Genomic DNA, 13,808 nt, shown 5'->3' with positions numbered 1-13,808 from the left:
TCGCGCATCGGCTCTCCTTTGCGCTCACACATAATCGTGCAGGCGGGGAGAGCAAGGCTCAGCGTTCCAATCCGATGAGCTTATCGAGAGAAAGCCGCCCGGGGCCCTTCATCAGAACCGTCAAAAGCGCGATTGCCCAAAGCCCATGCGTGACCCATGCGCCGGGATAGACGAAGATCTGAATCACCAGCGTCATCGTCAGAAGCGCCAGCGCCGCGAGGCGGCTGCCAAGGCCGAAGATCAGCAGCAATGGGAAGAAATGCTCCGCGAAGGTTGCGAGTACAGCCGCCCATTCATGCGGAATGACGGGCAGGTCGTATTCGTATTGAAAGAGGGTGAAGGTGGAATCCTTGATCATGAGCCCCTCCACCTTGGTCCGCCCGGACATCCAGAACACCGTCGCCGGAAAGAGCCGCGCTCCGATCAGAACAATCTCCTCCGGGAAGCGTTGGGCTACATCGGAAAACCGATGATACAGCCGGAATAGACCCTGTTTTGGCGTTTTCATCTCGATCGTATCGGTCATGACTCGTCTCCTGTTTCGATGCCTGCGCCGACGATCAGCGCATTTTCCACCAGCAGCAGAAGCGCTGCGTTGAGGTCAAAATCCGCTCCCGCCCGGTCTTGTGCGCGGGCGACGGTTTCGCCCGCACAGAGGGCGGAGACGAAGCGGCCGGTCGAGCTGCGAACGACGGACGTGATCACATGAGAAACCCCGCGCCGCGCAATCAGCAGCGTCTCCGGTCTCCACTCCTTCGCCCGCGGTGGAGCGGGGCCGCCCGGTTGTTGCGAGGCCCAGATCGAACCGGCGGGCGTCAGCAGCTGCAAAACCTGCACCGACGGATGCAGATCGAGACACAGGTGGGTACCCGCGCGAGTCGCGGTTTCTTGCAGGCGTTCCGGCGCAATAGGCTCTGAATCCGCGGCGTGATATGCCCGGCTGCGCGCCCATTCGATGCGGGCGACGTCGGGCAGATAGCTCAGCGATTGCAGCGAAGGTTCATCCGCCAGATAGGCCGGAAACGCGCCGCCCCATTCGGTCAGGACGGGCGTGCGCGGCGGGTGCTCGGCGATATAGGCCCGGGCTAGACCCCTGAAGCAATCCGCGCCAAGAAGCCGCTCGATCGCCGGGAAATGCCGCGCGAGGGCTTGCGCCAGCCCATGCGCCACGTTGTTGCGATAAACATCGAAGCGGCGCTCGATCTCGGCCGGATCTTGGGCGGTTGCGTTTTGCGGCGCGGGCCCTCCGGCGAGACCCTCGCGGAAACCGCGGGCGAAGTCACGATGCGAGGGCATGGTGGTCACCCGACAAGATCATCGACGCGCGCTCGGCCTCGGCAATCAAACTGGCGAAGTCCGGCACGTCATTGTCCCATTCGATAAGGCTCGGCAGCGGCCCGGTTTTAGAGACTGTATCCGCATAAAGCGCCCAAACCGGCTCCGCGACTTCGCGCCCGTGACTATCGATCAGCAGGGGGCCGGAGGGCAGCTCTTCCTCTTCATGACCAGCCAGATGGATCTCGCCGACACGGTTCAGCGGGAACGCCTCCAGGTAAGCGCGCGGGTCCTGTCGGTGGTTCACGCAGGACACGAAGACATTGTTCACATCGAGCAGCAATCCACAGCCGGTCCGCGTGCTGATCTCGGTCAAAAACTCGGTCTCGGGAATGTCGGAATTGTCGAAGAGCACATAGGTCGCCGGATTTTCCAGCAGCATCCGGCGGCCGAGATGCTCCTGCACCTCATCGACGTGATTGCAGATCAGCGACAGCGTTTCCGACGTGTAGGGCAGGGGCAGCAGATCGTGCATCCAGACGCCGCCATGGCTCGCCCAGGCAAGGTGCTCCGAGAAGCTCTCGGGGTCGTATCGGTCGCACAGCAGCTTGAGCCGCGCGAGGTGGTCGCGATCCAGCGGATCGGGCCCGCCGATCGAGAGGCCCACGCCATGCACCGAAAGCGCAAAATCCGCGCGCAGCCGTTCCAGCATCGCATGCGGCATTCCGCCCGCGCCCATATAGTTTTCCGCGTGGATCTCGAAGAAACCGAGATCCGGTTTCGTCTCTGTTATGGCGGGAAAATGCTCTGGCTTGAAGCCGAGGCCCGCTTTGCGTGGCAGTGTCATGGCAGCCTCCATCTGTGAGAAAACGGGGCGCACGCCGTCCGCACGCCCCGCTTGGGATCACATCTCCTTGGGTTCGAGCGAGCCCATACCGTGCGGCGTCTCGATCTCGGTGCAGGTGCCTGCCGGGACGAGTTTCCAGGCGTTGCCCTGATAATCCATCGTCGCGGTGCCGGCGCAGGTGGTGCCGGGCCCGGCGGCGCAATCGTTCTGCCCCGCCATCGCGACGCCGTAGCATTTCTCCATCGCCTGATCTTCGGCATGGGCGGCGCTGGCCAGCCCCATCGCGCAGGTCAGAGCAGTTGCAAAGCCAAGGGTGGTTTCGGTCTTCATGGTAGTCTCCCTGATTGGTTGGGACCGTTGCGGTCCTGATCACCTTTCGCGAGAGGTCACGCTGGCGTTACGCACCTCACGCCAGCGTGAACGAAAAAAGTTTTTCTATCGGGCTGTAACGAAGGCATGATCGCGAACGAAGGGATGGCGATGATGCATGATCGGCGGGCAGATTGGTCGCAGCTCCTGCGGGCTGCGAATGCGGGCGACAAGCGCGCCTACGGTCTGTTCCTGCAGGCCGTGACTCCGGTGTTGCGGTCTGTTGTGCGGGCGCGCGGTGCCGGGCTGTCCGAGGCCGATTGCGAGGATGTCGTGCAGGAGGTGTTGCTCGCCATCCATCTGAAGCGTCACACGTGGCGCGAGGATGAGCCGGCGGCGCCGTGGTGCTACGCGATCGCCCGGCACAAGGTGGTCGACGCATTTCGCAAACGGGGGCGACGTATCCATCTTCCGGTGGAGGATTTCGCCGAGATGCTGCCCGCCGCTCCAGAGGCCGATCCCACGGAAAAGGCCGATATAGAGACGTTTTTGACCCATCTCGAGCCCCGCGCCGCGCAGTTGGTGCGCGCTATCGGGCTCGAAGGGAAGAGCATCGCGGAAACCGGCGATGCGTTAGATATGAGTGAGGGAGCGGTGCGCGTGATGCTGCATCGCTCGTTGAAAAAACTGGCCGCGCTTCGCGAGAGGCTGATCGAGATATGAAAACCGAAGACCTGATATCCGTATTGCAACAAGACACGTTGCCCGATCCGCGCCCGAAGCAGGTGCTTGGCCGCTGGCTTGTGCCGGCGCTTCTGCTGTCGGCGCTGTTCGTGATTTCGGTCTATGGCCTGCGTTTTCCGCTGCAACAGACCCTTTTGACGCCGGAAATCGCCCCGAAATTCTACCTGCCGCTGGTCTTGGCCGTGCTCGTGACCCCGATGGCGGTGCGCCTGGGGCGGCCCACGGCGAAGGTTTCGACCGGGTGGCTCTGGATCTTCCCGGCGATCGGGGCAGCGCTTTTGGCCTATGCCTTCGTGACCACGCCCGACGGCCAGCGCATGGCGGATTTCGAGGGCGAAACGATCCTGCCCTGTCTGATCTCCGTGCCGATGCTGTCCCTCCCGGCGCTGGGTGCGCTTCTCATCAGCTTGCGCAAAGGGGCGGTGACGCGGCCGGCTCAGGCCGGTGCGCTGGCGGGGCTTGCCGCCGGGGGTATGGGCACCGCGATCTACGCCCTGCACTGCACCGAGGACAGCCCGCTGTTCTACGTCACTTGGTACGGTATCGGGATCGTCGTCGTGATGCTCGTGGGTGCTCTGCTCGGGAAGCGCGTGCTGCGCTGGTAGACCCTAATCCGGCCAAAACGCCAGATTTTCGATGAATTTCTCATGCAGGGTCGGGTTGGCGACGACCAGTCCGCTCGATTGCGGCGGCGACCGGTTGAACCGCAGCGCGCGACCGTTGCGATCCGTCGCGAGCAGCCCGGCGCGTTGCGCGATCAGGCTCGCCGCGGCGATGTCCCATTCCCATGCCGGACGCAGCGAAATCGTCGCATCGAACCGCCCTTCTGCCACCAGACACAGCCGCCACGCCAGCGACGAGCGGAAATGGCGTTGGTAATCCGGCTGGGCGTGCCGCCAGAAGCTCGGATTGTCGGAGAGTTTCGACGTCAGGACCGTCGCGCCCGTCAGCGCTTCTTGCGTGCCGGGCCGCAGCGGCTCCCCGTTCAGGCAGGCCGGACCGTCGATCGTTGCGGAATAGGTGAGATCGTGAACCGGCAGATGCACCACGCCCGCAACGACCGCGCCATCGCGCACCACGGCGAGCGCATGGGCGAAGCCGCCATCATGGGCGAGAAAGGCGCGCGTGCCGTCGATCGGATCGACAATGAAGGTCGAGCGCGCCTCGAGACGCGCCGGATCGTCGGTGCTTTCCTCCGACAGCCAGCCGTAATCGGGCCGGGCGCCGCGCAGGCGCTCTTCCAGCAGCGCGTTCACCGCCAGATCGGCCTCCGAGACCGGACCGGCCCCGTCGCCTTTGTCCCAGGCTTCGGGTGCCTTTTTCCAGTATTTCAGGGCAAGCGCACCGGCCTCTTTCGCGGTCTCGATCAGAAGGGGAAGATCAGTCTCCGGCAAGCGTCATTCCTTCGAGGAGAAGCGAGGGCACGATATGGCTCAGATGCATCCGCGCGTCATTCGCGGGCCGGATGCTGCGGAGCATATCGCGCAGGTTGCCCGCGATGGTGCATTCATTGACCGGATAGACCGGCTCGCCGTTTTCGACCCAATAACCCGAGGCCCCGCGCGAATAATCGCCCGTGTTGGGGTTGATCGTGGCCCCGATGAAAGAGGTCACGAGAAGCCCGGTGCCCATCTCGGCCATCAGCTCCTCGCGCGTCTTGTCGCCCTGCGTCAGGGTGACGTTGCCGATGCCGGGCGAGGGCGGCGAAGAGGTGCCGCGGCTGGCATTCGCGGTCGATTGCAGCCCTAGTTTCCGCGCGCAGGCGAGGTCGAGCGTCCAGCTTTTGAGCACACCGTTCTCGACGATGGCGCGGCGCGCGGTGGCCAGACCCTCGGCGTCGAAGGGGCGCGAGCCGGAGACGCGCTTGCGATGCGGCTCCTCGATCAGCGAGAGGCCTTCGGGCAGAACTTGCTCGTCCAACGCGTCGCGCAGCCACGAGGCGCCGCGGCAGATCGCCTGCCCGTTCACCGCCGACAGAAGATGCCCGATCAGGCTGCCCGAGACGCGTTCGTCGATCAGCACCGGATAGGCACCGGTTTTCGGGCGGCGCGGATTGGCGCGGGCCGCGGCGCGTTCGCCCGCCAGACGCCCGATTTCTTGCGCGCTCGGCAGATCGGACTGGAAGATGCGGCTCTCGGCGGCCCAGTCCCGCTCCATCCCCAGCCCCTCGCCGGAAATCGCGACGGCTGAGACGACGCGCGAGCTGCGATCATAGCCGCCCGCGAAACCGTTGGAGGCCGCGACATGGACGCGCCGATAGGAATAGGCGGCGGAGGCGGATTGCACCTGGGTGACGCCGTCGACGCCAAGCGCTGCGGCCTCGGCCTCTAGCGCGTCACTTTGCAGCGCCTCGGCGGAGGGCTCGGCGCTCGGATCGGCCAATTCCATGCCGTCCGCATCTCGGCGGTCGGTCAGTTGCGACGGATCGGCGAGCCCGATGAACGGATCTTCCGGCGCTTCGCGGGCCATCGCGATCGCGCGCTGCGCCATTTCCTCGAAGGTGCGGGTGGAAATATCGGAGGCGGACACACAGGCCTGTTTGCCGCCGAGAAGGACACGCAGCCCGATCTCGACGCCCTCCGATCGCTCGGCCTGTTCGAGACGGCCTTCGCGGACATCGATCGCAACCGAGCGCCCATCGACCGCAATGGCATCGGCGGCAGACGCACCTGCGCGCTTCGCAGCCTCGAGCAGCGACTGGGTCAGATCGGAGAGGGAGGGCTTGGTCAATTTACACCTCGTGAGAAAAACGAAAGCCGCCCGGAGACCCGGACGGCTTCTCGCCGTGGGTTTCAGTCTTTACTGGACGCGTTGGCCGTTGACGAGGATTTCCCCGCCATCCTGGAACTCGACCTGCGACTCGTAGGCATCGTCGCCCGTGGGCTTGGCGTAGAGGCCGAGCATCATCCGCCCGAACATGATCTGATCCTGCGGCACGAGACCCATCGCGACCAGCTTGTCCATCAGCGCATTCGCGCCGGTCAGCGTCAGGTCGATCTTGCCGGTGGGCATCGGCATCGGCCCGCCATTTTTCAGCTCGAGCGCGCCCTTGCCATTCAGATCGGCGCCGACCATCGACAGCTTGATGTTGTTGATGTCGACCGTGTCGACCTGCATCGGCGGCGAGTCCATCGCAGCGGCGGCCGGGCTGAACAGGTCCTCGGAGAGCTTCATCTTGCCCGAGAGATCGACCTGCAGCGTTGCCGGGTCATGCGGAAGATCGCCGTTCGGATCAAACATGGCCCAGATATTGTCGGAGACCGTGACGCCGTTGAAGCCAAGCTTTGCCTTGTAGTCCTGCGCCTCGTCGGCTTTCGCGACCGGCATCGCGAAATTCATGTCCGCCGACTGGATATCCGCGGTGATCGGGAAGGGCAGCTCGGGCGTCGTCATCTCGATATGGCTGGAATTGCTCTGGCCACCGAAGGACAGGCCGTCCTTCGACATCGCGATATCGAGCTTGCCGCCCTGATCGGTAGACTTCTGATCGACCTTGCCGTCGGGACCGTCGGCACTCACCGTCCAGTTCGAGCTGGCATAGGTCATGCCCAGATCGAGGTTCGCCCCGGCGTTGAGCGCCTCGTCGAGCTTCTCGGAGTCGATGCCCTTGGGCATCGCGAAACTTCCCTCATAGGCGAGGTCGTTCATCTGGCCGTTCATGTTGAACGTGCCGCTGCCCTCGGGATCGGCACCCGATGCGGTCAGGTCGAGCGTTCCGATGGACATCTTGGAATCGACCGAATGCATGTCGCCATCGACGACGTGGTAATTGCCCTTGGTGTTCTCCAGCGAGAAGTACATTTTGACCGGCACGTCCTGCCCCTCGGCGGTGACGGTCTGGTCGAGATCCATCGTCATCTTCGGCGCGTCGATATCGTAGGTCAGGTCGCCCGGCGAGCCGGAGACGATGACTTTGCTGTCCGTCTGGGTCATCGTCATCTTCATGGCGATGTCCGAGGTGTCGGTGCCCGGCTTGCCGGTCATGTCGCCGGTCATGGTTTCGGGGAAGACGGTCTCCACCGTGCCGTCGCCAAGATCGCGCAGTTTTAGTTCGGGCACGTCGAGCGTGAGGCTCATGTTGTCGACATTGCGCACCATCTTCACGTCGGAGACGGTGAGCGTGTCGCCCTCGCGGTTCTGGCTCCCGACCATCACCTCATAGCCGTAGGTCTGGTATTCGGATTGCCACGCCTGCCAGACCTGCTCCGCGGTCACATCCGCAAAAGAGGCCGTGGTGGACAGCAGCGAAACCACAACGGCGCCGGAACCGACGGTTTTGAGCCATGCCATAAGAGGGGTACCTTTCCACTGAGAACCAAGTCGCGCCATCCTCCTTTGGGTCAGGCCGATGGTCAAGCCTTCCCGGGGCTGCTAGACGGGTTTCACGGGAGTTGTGAGGAGGCTGGGAATGATCCGCCACGAGATCGAGAACGGGCTGTGGCGCGTGACCATAGACCGGCCTGAAAAAGCCAATTCGCTGACCGGCGCGATGCTGGGAGAGATCGCCGATCTGGCCGAGCGCGCGGGACGGGAAGAGGCGCGGGCTTTCGTGCTCAGCGGGAATGGCAAGGTCTTCTCCGCCGGGGCCGATCTGGACGAGGCGAAATCCGGCACGCTCGCGACGGATCCGGTCTGGGAGCGGCTTTCGGGCGCGATCGCTTCGCTGCCCTGCCTTACGATCGCGGCGCTCAACGGCACGCTGGCCGGGGGCGCGATGGGCATGGCGCTGGCCTGCGATCTGCGGATCGCCGTGCCGGGCGCGAAGTTCTTCTATCCGGTGATGAAGCTCGGTTTCCTGCCACAGCCCTCGGACCCGGTGCGCATGGTCGCGCTGGTGGGGCCTGCGCGGGCGAAGATGATCCTGATGGCGGGGCAGAAGATCGAGGCCGAAGAGGCGCTGAGCTGGGGGCTGATCGACCGGATCGTGCCGCGCGAGGCGCTGGACGAGACGATCGAGACGCTGACCGCCGATGCGCTGGGCGCGCGGGCTTCGCATGTCGCCGGGATCAAGGCGCTGATCCGCTAAAGCGAACGGCCCGGACAGGCCGGGCCGTGGGTCGTCATAAACTGCGCGAGGTGCTCGCGATCAGGCGTAGACGCTTTCTTTGCCGAAATGCTTGGTGAGCATGTAATAAATCACGGCGCGATACTTGTTGCGCTCGGACCGGCCATAGGTCTCGATCACGCTGTCGATCGCATCCATCAGCGCCGGGCTGTCCGAGAGGCCAAGCTTTTTGACGAGGAAGTTGTCCTTTACGGTCTCAAGCTCTGCCTTGTCCGTCGCCGCGACGGTCGAAGAATCCGCATTGTAGATCGAGGGCCCGCAGCCGATCGTTACCTTGGTCAGAAGATCCATGTCCGGGGTCATGCCGCATTTGGATTTCAGATCCTCGGCGTATTTCTCAATCAGCTCGTCTCTTTTACCCATGTGTCCCACCTATCAGGTTGCTCTGCCCAGAAATGAAGGCAGGCGCAGGGTAAGCCGAGATAGTGAAATTACAAAGCGTAAATCCCGGGACGCGCGCGCCTCAGCCTCCGCTGCGACAGGAGACGCATTGCGTGAAGGTCGGGTCGAGTTCGAGACGCTTCTCGGGGATCGGCTCGCCGCAGCTGTCGCAATAGCCGAATTCGTCTTCCGCGATGCGCTGGAGCGCGGCCTCGATCGCGGTGATCCGGTGCTGACGGCGTCCATCCACCGCATTGGCCATCGCCTGGTTCTGCAGCGCATCCATGCGCGACAGCCGCCCGACGCTTTGCTGGTCAAGCTCGACGGGTTTGCGGGTCTGCGCGGTGTCCTGCGATGCGCTGCGCAGTTCGGTCAGCTCCGCCTCCAATTGCGGTTTGAACCGCGCGGCAAGGTCTTCGGGTGTCATCGCTCTCCTCCTATCACGAGGAAAACCGATCATCGCCTGCGTTGCACGTAAAAAGGCCGCACCCTGCGGCGCGGCCTTTGAAATCGCGATGCGATCGGGTCAGTAGCGGTAATGCTCGGGCTTGAAGGGGCCTTCCACCGTGACGCCGATATAGTCGGCCTGATCGGGCTTGAGCTGGGTCAGTTTCACGCCGATCCGCTCCAGATGCAGGCGGGCGACCTTTTCGTCGAGATGCTTGGGCAGGATGTAGACGCCCGGCGCATAGTCCTCGCCCTTGGTCCACAGCTCGATCTGCGCCAGAACCTGGTTGGTGAAGCTCGCCGACATCACGAAGCTCGGGTGGCCGGTCGCATTGCCGAGGTTCAGCAGGCGGCCTTCCGACAGCAGGATGATGCGCGAGCCCGAGGGCATCTCGATCATGTCCACCTGGTCCTTGATGTTGGTCCACTTGTGGTTCTTCAGGTTCGCGACCTGAATTTCATTGTCGAAATGGCCGATATTGCCGACGATCGCCATGTCCTTCATCTCGCGCATATGCTCGATCCGGATGACGTCCTTGTTGCCGGTGGTTGTGATGAAGATGTCGGCGCTGTCGACGACGTCTTCCAGCACGACGACCTCAAACCCGTCCATCGCCGCTTGCAGCGCGCAGATCGGATCGACCTCGGTGACCTTCACGCGAGCGCCCGCGCCGCGCAGCGACGCGGCGGAGCCTTTGCCCACATCGCCATAGCCGCAGACGACGGCGACCTTGCCGGCCATCATCGTGTCGGTGGCGCGGCGGATGCCGTCGACGAGGCTCTCTTTACAGCCGTATTTGTTGTCGAATTTCGACTTGGTGACGGAGTCGTTCACGTTGATCGCGGGGAAGGGCAGCAGGCCCTTCTTGTGCAGATCGTAAAGACGGTGCACGCCGGTCGTGGTCTCTTCCGAGACGCCCTTGATCGCGTCGCGCTGCTTGGTGAACCAGCCGGGGCTCGCCGCGAGCCGCTTCTTGATCTGGGCGAACAGCGCCTCTTCCTCTTCCGAGGTGGGCACTTCGATCAGGTCGGGCTCGCCATTCTCGACGCGCGCGCCGAGCAGGATGTAGAGCGTCGCATCCCCGCCATCGTCGAGGATCATGTTGCAGGTGCCTTCCTCGAACTGGAAGATCTGGTCGGTATAGGACCAGTATTCCGCGAGCGTCTCGCCCTTGATCGCGAAAACGGGCGTGCCGCCAGCGGCGATCGCCGCGGCCGCGTGATCCTGCGTCGAGAAGATGTTGCACGAGGCCCAACGCACATCGGCGCCAAGCACCTTGAGCGTTTCGATCAGCACCGCGGTCTGCACGGTCATGTGCAGCGACCCCGCGATGCGTGCGCCTTTGAGCGGTTTGCTTTCCCCGAATTCCGCGCGGCAGGCCATCAGGCCCGGCATTTCGGTTTCGGCGATGTCGAGCTCCTTCCGGCCGTAGTCGGCCAGAGCGATATCCTTGATGACGTAATCGGCCATGTGCGGCTCCCAATCTGAATTTGGAAGCTATGTAGCACTGGGACCGTAAAGCGGCAATGAAGGCCGATCACGATCAGGTTGCGGGAAGAATCCCTTCGCGATGCAGGAGCGCCACCGGGTTGTTGCCACGCTTCCAGTCCGTGCCCGAGGACACGATGCAGGAGACGTTGTCGGCACGGGTATAGACCGCAGTCCAGGTGCCCATGATGCTCGAAGCGTAAAGCTCGACCTTACGGTGATCGCCAAGCTGTTTCGTCATCGCGGGCTTTTCCGCGAAGTCGTGATTGAGCGAGTCCACGAGCTTCGCGCGGTTGTCGCAATAGGGCTGATCGGGGCTTTGCGCCTCGCCGATCGCAGTGACGTTGTCGAAGGCCGACAGATCGCCATAAGGAATTTCGGACGGAATATCTTCCATTGGGCGACCGTCGCCCTCATAGCCATCCAGCATGACCTGCCGCGCCGATTCAGCTTGCGGGGCGGGCGTCACAGCCTCGTCGCTGCGTACGGCGGCGAGGGCAATGGTAGCGGGGATCGAGATAATCGCGATCCCGGCGGCAAAGAACGTAGTTTTCGAGGTCTGCATTTTGGCGTCCCCTTTTTCTCTCCGTGTCAACCCAAGAACACACGGCGCGCGAAAATGTTCCTCAATCTGTGGCGTTTACAGCTGCAATGGCTTTGGCTAGTCACAGATACGCGCTGCATGAGAGGGGCGAATGGAGATCAATCTGGCCTGTTCGAAACCTGCGCAGCACCGCTCTGCGATCGCGTTTTGCTGCGATGACGCTTACCTGCCTTATGCCGCGCATGCGGCGGGACAGATCGCGCAGCTTCACCCGGATCGGGATTTCGACATCTGCATCGTCAGCGCCGAGCCGGTGACGCTTCCGGCGTCGCTCGACGGGTTGAATCTGCGGCTGTGCAGTTTCGATCCCGACCTGATATTTTCGGGGTTCTCGACCGATCGGGGACGCAGTTCGGCCATGTATATGCGCCTCATGCTGCCCAAGATTTTCGCGGATGATTATGACCACATTCTCTATCTGGATGCCGATATTCATGTGGAGAGCGGCGATCTCTCGCGGCTGCTGACGGTCGACCTCGGGGAAAAGCCGGTCGCGGCGGTGCGGGATAATCCGCAATGGCGGACGCCGTCGCGGAAGCCGGAAGATTTCAAGGATTTCGATCTCGCCAACGCCGCTTATTTCAATTCCGGCGTGCTGCTGATCGATGTGGCAAACTGGAATGCCCAAGGCATTCTCGAGGCGGCGCTGAGCTTTGGAGAAAAGAACGGTGCCCGCCTGCGCCGGAACGATCAGACGCTTCTCAATTGCGTTCTGTACCGCAACTGGGCGGAGCTCAGCCCGATGTGGAACTGGCAATATACCCCGGCCTCGCGACTGCATGAGGCGATGGTCAGCGCGCATATCGTGCATTTCATCGGTCCGTCGAAACCGTGGAAAGCGCGACCGGAAACTTTGCCGCCGCGCTTTGGGCGGGGTTTGCGCCATTTCTGCGCCGCGCATTTCCCGGAACGGCGCTTCGATATTCCCGACGGTCCCGGACCGGGCAGCAAGCTGATGACGAAAATGCTGGTCCGGCATCTCATCAATCGAAACAAAATGGCGCGCTATCTCGCGCACTTTCCCGACGACTATACGGTGATCACATGAAACGCGCTTGGCAAAGGATGCTGTCGGGGCGCAGGCTCGACCTGCTGGACCCGACGCCCGTCGATATCGAGATCGAGGATATCGCGCATGGTCTGGCTTTCGTGGCGCGCTGGAACGGACAGACTTTCGGTGACTGGCCCTATTCCGTGGCCGAGCATTCGCTGCTGGTAGAGCAGATTTTCTGCCATCAGAATCCGAAAATCGCCGCGAAATGGAAATTGGCGGCGCTTTTGCATGACGCGCCGGAATATGTGCTGGGCGATATGATCAGCCCGGTGAAGGCGGCGATTGGCGAAGGCTATGGCACGCTCGATGATCGGCTGATCGCGGCGGTGCATATACGCTTTGGTCTACCCGCTGCGCTTCCGGTGCGAATCAAGCGTGCGATCAAAAAGGCGGATATCGTCTCGGCGCGGTTGGAAGCGGAACAGATTGCCGGGTTTTCCAAGGTTGAGGCGGACAAGGTTTTCGGAAAGCTCGCGCCCGAATATGCCGAAACCTTTAAAATCCATCTGCGGCCGCCCTCGGAAGTGCGCACGGATTATACCGCACGCCACGAAGCGCTTTTGTCAGAGCTGTAATACGAGCGCCTGCCATTTCGGCAGGCACTCGTATTCAAAAATACTTATTTGTTTCTCAGATCTTCAGATCGTCGAGAGATTTGCCATTATCAAGCGCGGCTTGCACCCAACGCGGCTTACGGCCACGACCGGTCCAGGTTTCGCTGGCATCGTCCGGATTGGCATATTTCGGCGGCACGGTGCGGCGCGGCTTGGCCGAACCCGATCCGGTCAGTTCCGCCAGCGAATAGCCCATATCACGGGCCGCGCGCTCAAGCTGATCGATCGCTTCTTTCTTCTTGCGATCCTCGTAGCCGGAGATCGCCTTGTCGACTTGCTTACGAAGAGCTTTCAGCTCGTCGAGGGACATATCATCTAGATTCATTTTAAAGCTCCGAATTGGATATCCGGAGCATTAAATAGAAACCTTAAATATTTAACAACCTAACCAAAACGTCAGCGAGGGCTTCTCTTAGCCAAAATCCGCTGAAGGGTCCGGCGATGCATATTCAGGCGGCGCGCGGTTTCCGAAACATTTCGGTCGCAAAGTTCGTACACCCGTTGAATATGTTCCCAGCGCACGCGATCCGCGCTCATCGGATTTTCCGGCGGCGGCGGGGCGACCTCGCCTTTCGCCAATAGCGCATTTGTGACGTCGGTGGCATCGGCGGGTTTCGCGATATAATCGGTCGCGCCCATTTTTACGGCAGCCACTGCGGTCGCGATGGCTCCATATCCGGTCAGCACCACGATCCGCGCATCGGCGCGCTTTTCGCGCAGCGCCTCGACCACGTCGAGCCCGTTGCCATCCTCGAGCCGCAGGTCGATCACCGCATAGGCGGGCGGGTTCGATTGCACGATGGCGCGCCCTGCGGCGACGGTTTCGGCGGTCTGGGTCTCGAAGCCGCGTTTCTCCATCGCGCGGGCCAGCCGCGTGAGAAACGGCAGATCATCATCGACGATCAGAAGCGATTTGTCCGACCCGATATCGGCGCTGATGTCTTCAGCCATTATCGTAACTCCCTCTCGCCGAGTTTGA

The 13,808-nt window shown here is 62.4% G+C and carries 18 protein-coding genes; 5 read left to right on the top strand and 13 right to left on the bottom strand.

Features of this window, described 5'->3' with window-relative positions; genetic code table 11:
- Positions 1-58: 58 nt before the first annotated feature.
- From BMI89_RS08415 to BMI89_RS08400, 4 genes are read right to left on the bottom strand one after another with little or no spacing between them, the layout of a single operon-like run.
- A complete protein-coding gene (locus BMI89_RS08415) occupies positions 59-526 on the bottom strand; it encodes a DoxX family protein (protein ID WP_078570582.1) in 468 nt (155 codons plus the stop codon).
- Entirely contained in the window at positions 523-1,296 is a 774-nt protein-coding gene (locus BMI89_RS08410) for a DNA-binding domain-containing protein (RefSeq protein ID WP_078522703.1), read from the bottom strand. Before BMI89_RS08410 ends, BMI89_RS08415 begins: the two co-directional genes overlap by 4 nt.
- On the bottom strand, positions 1,280-2,122 hold the full coding sequence (locus tag BMI89_RS08405; protein ID WP_143593864.1) for a DUF692 domain-containing protein: 843 nt from the start codon (positions 2,120-2,122) through the stop codon (positions 1,280-1,282). Before BMI89_RS08405 ends, BMI89_RS08410 begins: the two co-directional genes overlap by 17 nt.
- 57 nt (positions 2,123-2,179) lie before the next feature.
- Positions 2,180-2,452, bottom strand: coding sequence for a DUF2282 domain-containing protein (locus tag BMI89_RS08400; RefSeq protein ID WP_078522705.1), 273 nt, complete (start codon positions 2,450-2,452; stop codon positions 2,180-2,182).
- Positions 2,453-2,578: 126 nt separating this feature from the next.
- Between BMI89_RS08400 and BMI89_RS08395 the strand changes: the two genes are divergently transcribed.
- Positions 2,579-3,154: a sigma-70 family RNA polymerase sigma factor gene (locus tag BMI89_RS08395; protein WP_232621676.1), complete on the top strand. Its 576-nt coding sequence runs from the start codon at positions 2,579-2,581 to the stop codon at positions 3,152-3,154.
- Complete coding sequence (locus BMI89_RS08390) at positions 3,151-3,780, top strand: DUF1109 domain-containing protein (protein ID WP_078570581.1); 630 nt, start codon at positions 3,151-3,153, stop codon at positions 3,778-3,780. The genes BMI89_RS08395 and BMI89_RS08390 overlap by 4 nt, the downstream gene beginning before the upstream one ends.
- A gap of 3 nt (positions 3,781-3,783) precedes the next feature.
- On the opposite strand, the gene BMI89_RS08385 is transcribed toward BMI89_RS08390, so the two are convergent.
- The 3 genes from BMI89_RS08385 to BMI89_RS08375 all read right to left on the bottom strand — a co-directional run bounded on the left by BMI89_RS08385 (position 3,784) and on the right by BMI89_RS08375 (position 7,465).
- The gene (locus BMI89_RS08385; protein ID WP_078570580.1) at positions 3,784-4,569 is read right to left on the bottom strand and encodes a 3'(2'),5'-bisphosphate nucleotidase CysQ; all 786 of its coding nucleotides are present in this window, start codon (positions 4,567-4,569) and stop codon (positions 3,784-3,786) included.
- Positions 4,556-5,905, bottom strand: a complete 1,350-nt coding sequence (locus BMI89_RS08380) for a metallopeptidase TldD-related protein (protein ID WP_078570579.1) — start codon at positions 5,903-5,905, stop codon at positions 4,556-4,558. The genes BMI89_RS08385 and BMI89_RS08380 overlap by 14 nt, the downstream gene beginning before the upstream one ends.
- Before the next feature lie 69 nt (positions 5,906-5,974).
- Positions 5,975-7,465, bottom strand: coding sequence for a DUF2125 domain-containing protein (locus tag BMI89_RS08375; RefSeq protein WP_168176785.1), 1,491 nt, complete (start codon positions 7,463-7,465; stop codon positions 5,975-5,977).
- A gap of 118 nt (positions 7,466-7,583) precedes the next feature.
- On the opposite strand from BMI89_RS08375, the gene BMI89_RS08370 reads away from it, so the two are divergent.
- The gene (locus tag BMI89_RS08370; protein ID WP_078570577.1) at positions 7,584-8,201 is read left to right on the top strand and encodes an enoyl-CoA hydratase/isomerase family protein; all 618 of its coding nucleotides are present in this window, start codon (positions 7,584-7,586) and stop codon (positions 8,199-8,201) included.
- Positions 8,202-8,261: 60 nt separating this feature from the next.
- Here the strand turns inward: BMI89_RS08370 and BMI89_RS08365 are convergent, their stop codons facing one another.
- The 4 genes from BMI89_RS08365 to BMI89_RS08350 all read right to left on the bottom strand — a co-directional run bounded on the left by BMI89_RS08365 (position 8,262) and on the right by BMI89_RS08350 (position 11,122).
- Positions 8,262-8,603 carry a DUF2853 family protein gene (locus BMI89_RS08365; RefSeq protein ID WP_078522711.1) on the bottom strand — a complete coding sequence of 114 codons (342 nt, stop codon included), beginning with the start codon at positions 8,601-8,603 and terminating at the stop codon, positions 8,262-8,264.
- Positions 8,604-8,703: 100 nt separating this feature from the next.
- On the bottom strand, positions 8,704-9,048 hold the full coding sequence (locus BMI89_RS08360) for a TraR/DksA family transcriptional regulator (protein ID WP_078570576.1): 345 nt from the start codon (positions 9,046-9,048) through the stop codon (positions 8,704-8,706).
- Between the two features lie 99 nt (positions 9,049-9,147).
- A complete protein-coding gene (ahcY, locus tag BMI89_RS08355) occupies positions 9,148-10,539 on the bottom strand; it encodes an adenosylhomocysteinase (RefSeq protein ID WP_078570575.1) in 1,392 nt (463 codons plus the stop codon).
- A 73-nt stretch (positions 10,540-10,612) separates the two neighbouring features.
- Entirely contained in the window at positions 10,613-11,122 is a 510-nt protein-coding gene (locus BMI89_RS08350; RefSeq protein WP_078541456.1) for a hypothetical protein, read from the bottom strand.
- Between the two features lie 130 nt (positions 11,123-11,252).
- On the opposite strand from BMI89_RS08350, the gene BMI89_RS08345 reads away from it, so the two are divergent.
- A complete protein-coding gene (locus BMI89_RS08345; RefSeq protein WP_078570574.1) occupies positions 11,253-12,209 on the top strand; it encodes a glycosyltransferase family 8 protein in 957 nt (318 codons plus the stop codon).
- The gene (locus BMI89_RS08340) at positions 12,206-12,790 is read left to right on the top strand and encodes a hypothetical protein (RefSeq protein WP_078541454.1); all 585 of its coding nucleotides are present in this window, start codon (positions 12,206-12,208) and stop codon (positions 12,788-12,790) included. The genes BMI89_RS08345 and BMI89_RS08340 overlap by 4 nt, the downstream gene beginning before the upstream one ends.
- A 55-nt stretch (positions 12,791-12,845) precedes the next feature.
- Here the strand turns inward: BMI89_RS08340 and BMI89_RS08335 are convergent, their stop codons facing one another.
- Positions 12,846-13,154, bottom strand: coding sequence for an H-NS histone family protein (locus BMI89_RS08335; RefSeq protein ID WP_078541453.1), 309 nt, complete (start codon positions 13,152-13,154; stop codon positions 12,846-12,848).
- A 71-nt stretch (positions 13,155-13,225) separates the two neighbouring features.
- A complete protein-coding gene (locus BMI89_RS08330) occupies positions 13,226-13,780 on the bottom strand; it encodes an ActR/PrrA/RegA family redox response regulator transcription factor (protein WP_078522717.1) in 555 nt (184 codons plus the stop codon).
- Positions 13,781-13,808 lie beyond the last annotated feature (28 nt).

The sequence above is a fragment of the Thioclava sp. F36-7 genome (assembly GCF_002020075.1).
Classification (GTDB): Bacteria; Pseudomonadota; Alphaproteobacteria; order Rhodobacterales; family Rhodobacteraceae; genus Thioclava; species Thioclava sediminum.
This window is presented reverse-complemented; position numbering and strand designations above follow the sequence as displayed.

What these genes read in the sequence shown, in the direction of transcription:
- BMI89_RS08365 (WP_078522711.1), bottom strand. Translation starts at nt 8,603, where the DNA reads ATGGGTAAAAGAGACGAGCTGATTGAGAAATACGCCGAGGATCTGAAA.
- BMI89_RS08390 (WP_078570581.1), top strand. Translation starts at nt 3,151, where the DNA reads ATGAAAACCGAAGACCTGATATCCGTATTGCAACAAGACACGTTGCCC.
- BMI89_RS08415 (WP_078570582.1), bottom strand. Translation starts at nt 526, where the DNA reads ATGACCGATACGATCGAGATGAAAACGCCAAAACAGGGTCTATTCCGG.
- BMI89_RS08330 (WP_078522717.1), bottom strand. Translation starts at nt 13,780, where the DNA reads ATGGCTGAAGACATCAGCGCCGATATCGGGTCGGACAAATCGCTTCTG.
- BMI89_RS08375 (WP_168176785.1), bottom strand. Translation starts at nt 7,465, where the DNA reads ATGGCATGGCTCAAAACCGTCGGTTCCGGCGCCGTTGTGGTTTCGCTG.
- BMI89_RS08345 (WP_078570574.1), top strand. Translation starts at nt 11,253, where the DNA reads ATGGAGATCAATCTGGCCTGTTCGAAACCTGCGCAGCACCGCTCTGCG.
- BMI89_RS08340 (WP_078541454.1), top strand. Translation starts at nt 12,206, where the DNA reads ATGAAACGCGCTTGGCAAAGGATGCTGTCGGGGCGCAGGCTCGACCTG.
- BMI89_RS08360 (WP_078570576.1), bottom strand. Translation starts at nt 9,048, where the DNA reads ATGACACCCGAAGACCTTGCCGCGCGGTTCAAACCGCAATTGGAGGCG.
- BMI89_RS08395 (WP_232621676.1), top strand. Translation starts at nt 2,579, where the DNA reads ATGATCGCGAACGAAGGGATGGCGATGATGCATGATCGGCGGGCAGAT.
- BMI89_RS08370 (WP_078570577.1), top strand. Translation starts at nt 7,584, where the DNA reads ATGATCCGCCACGAGATCGAGAACGGGCTGTGGCGCGTGACCATAGAC.
- BMI89_RS08410 (WP_078522703.1), bottom strand. Translation starts at nt 1,296, where the DNA reads ATGCCCTCGCATCGTGACTTCGCCCGCGGTTTCCGCGAGGGTCTCGCC.
- BMI89_RS08335 (WP_078541453.1), bottom strand. Translation starts at nt 13,154, where the DNA reads ATGAATCTAGATGATATGTCCCTCGACGAGCTGAAAGCTCTTCGTAAG.
- BMI89_RS08400 (WP_078522705.1), bottom strand. Translation starts at nt 2,452, where the DNA reads ATGAAGACCGAAACCACCCTTGGCTTTGCAACTGCTCTGACCTGCGCG.
- BMI89_RS08405 (WP_143593864.1), bottom strand. Translation starts at nt 2,122, where the DNA reads ATGACACTGCCACGCAAAGCGGGCCTCGGCTTCAAGCCAGAGCATTTT.
- BMI89_RS08350 (WP_078541456.1), bottom strand. Translation starts at nt 11,122, where the DNA reads ATGCAGACCTCGAAAACTACGTTCTTTGCCGCCGGGATCGCGATTATC.
- ahcY (WP_078570575.1), bottom strand. Translation starts at nt 10,539, where the DNA reads ATGGCCGATTACGTCATCAAGGATATCGCTCTGGCCGACTACGGCCGG.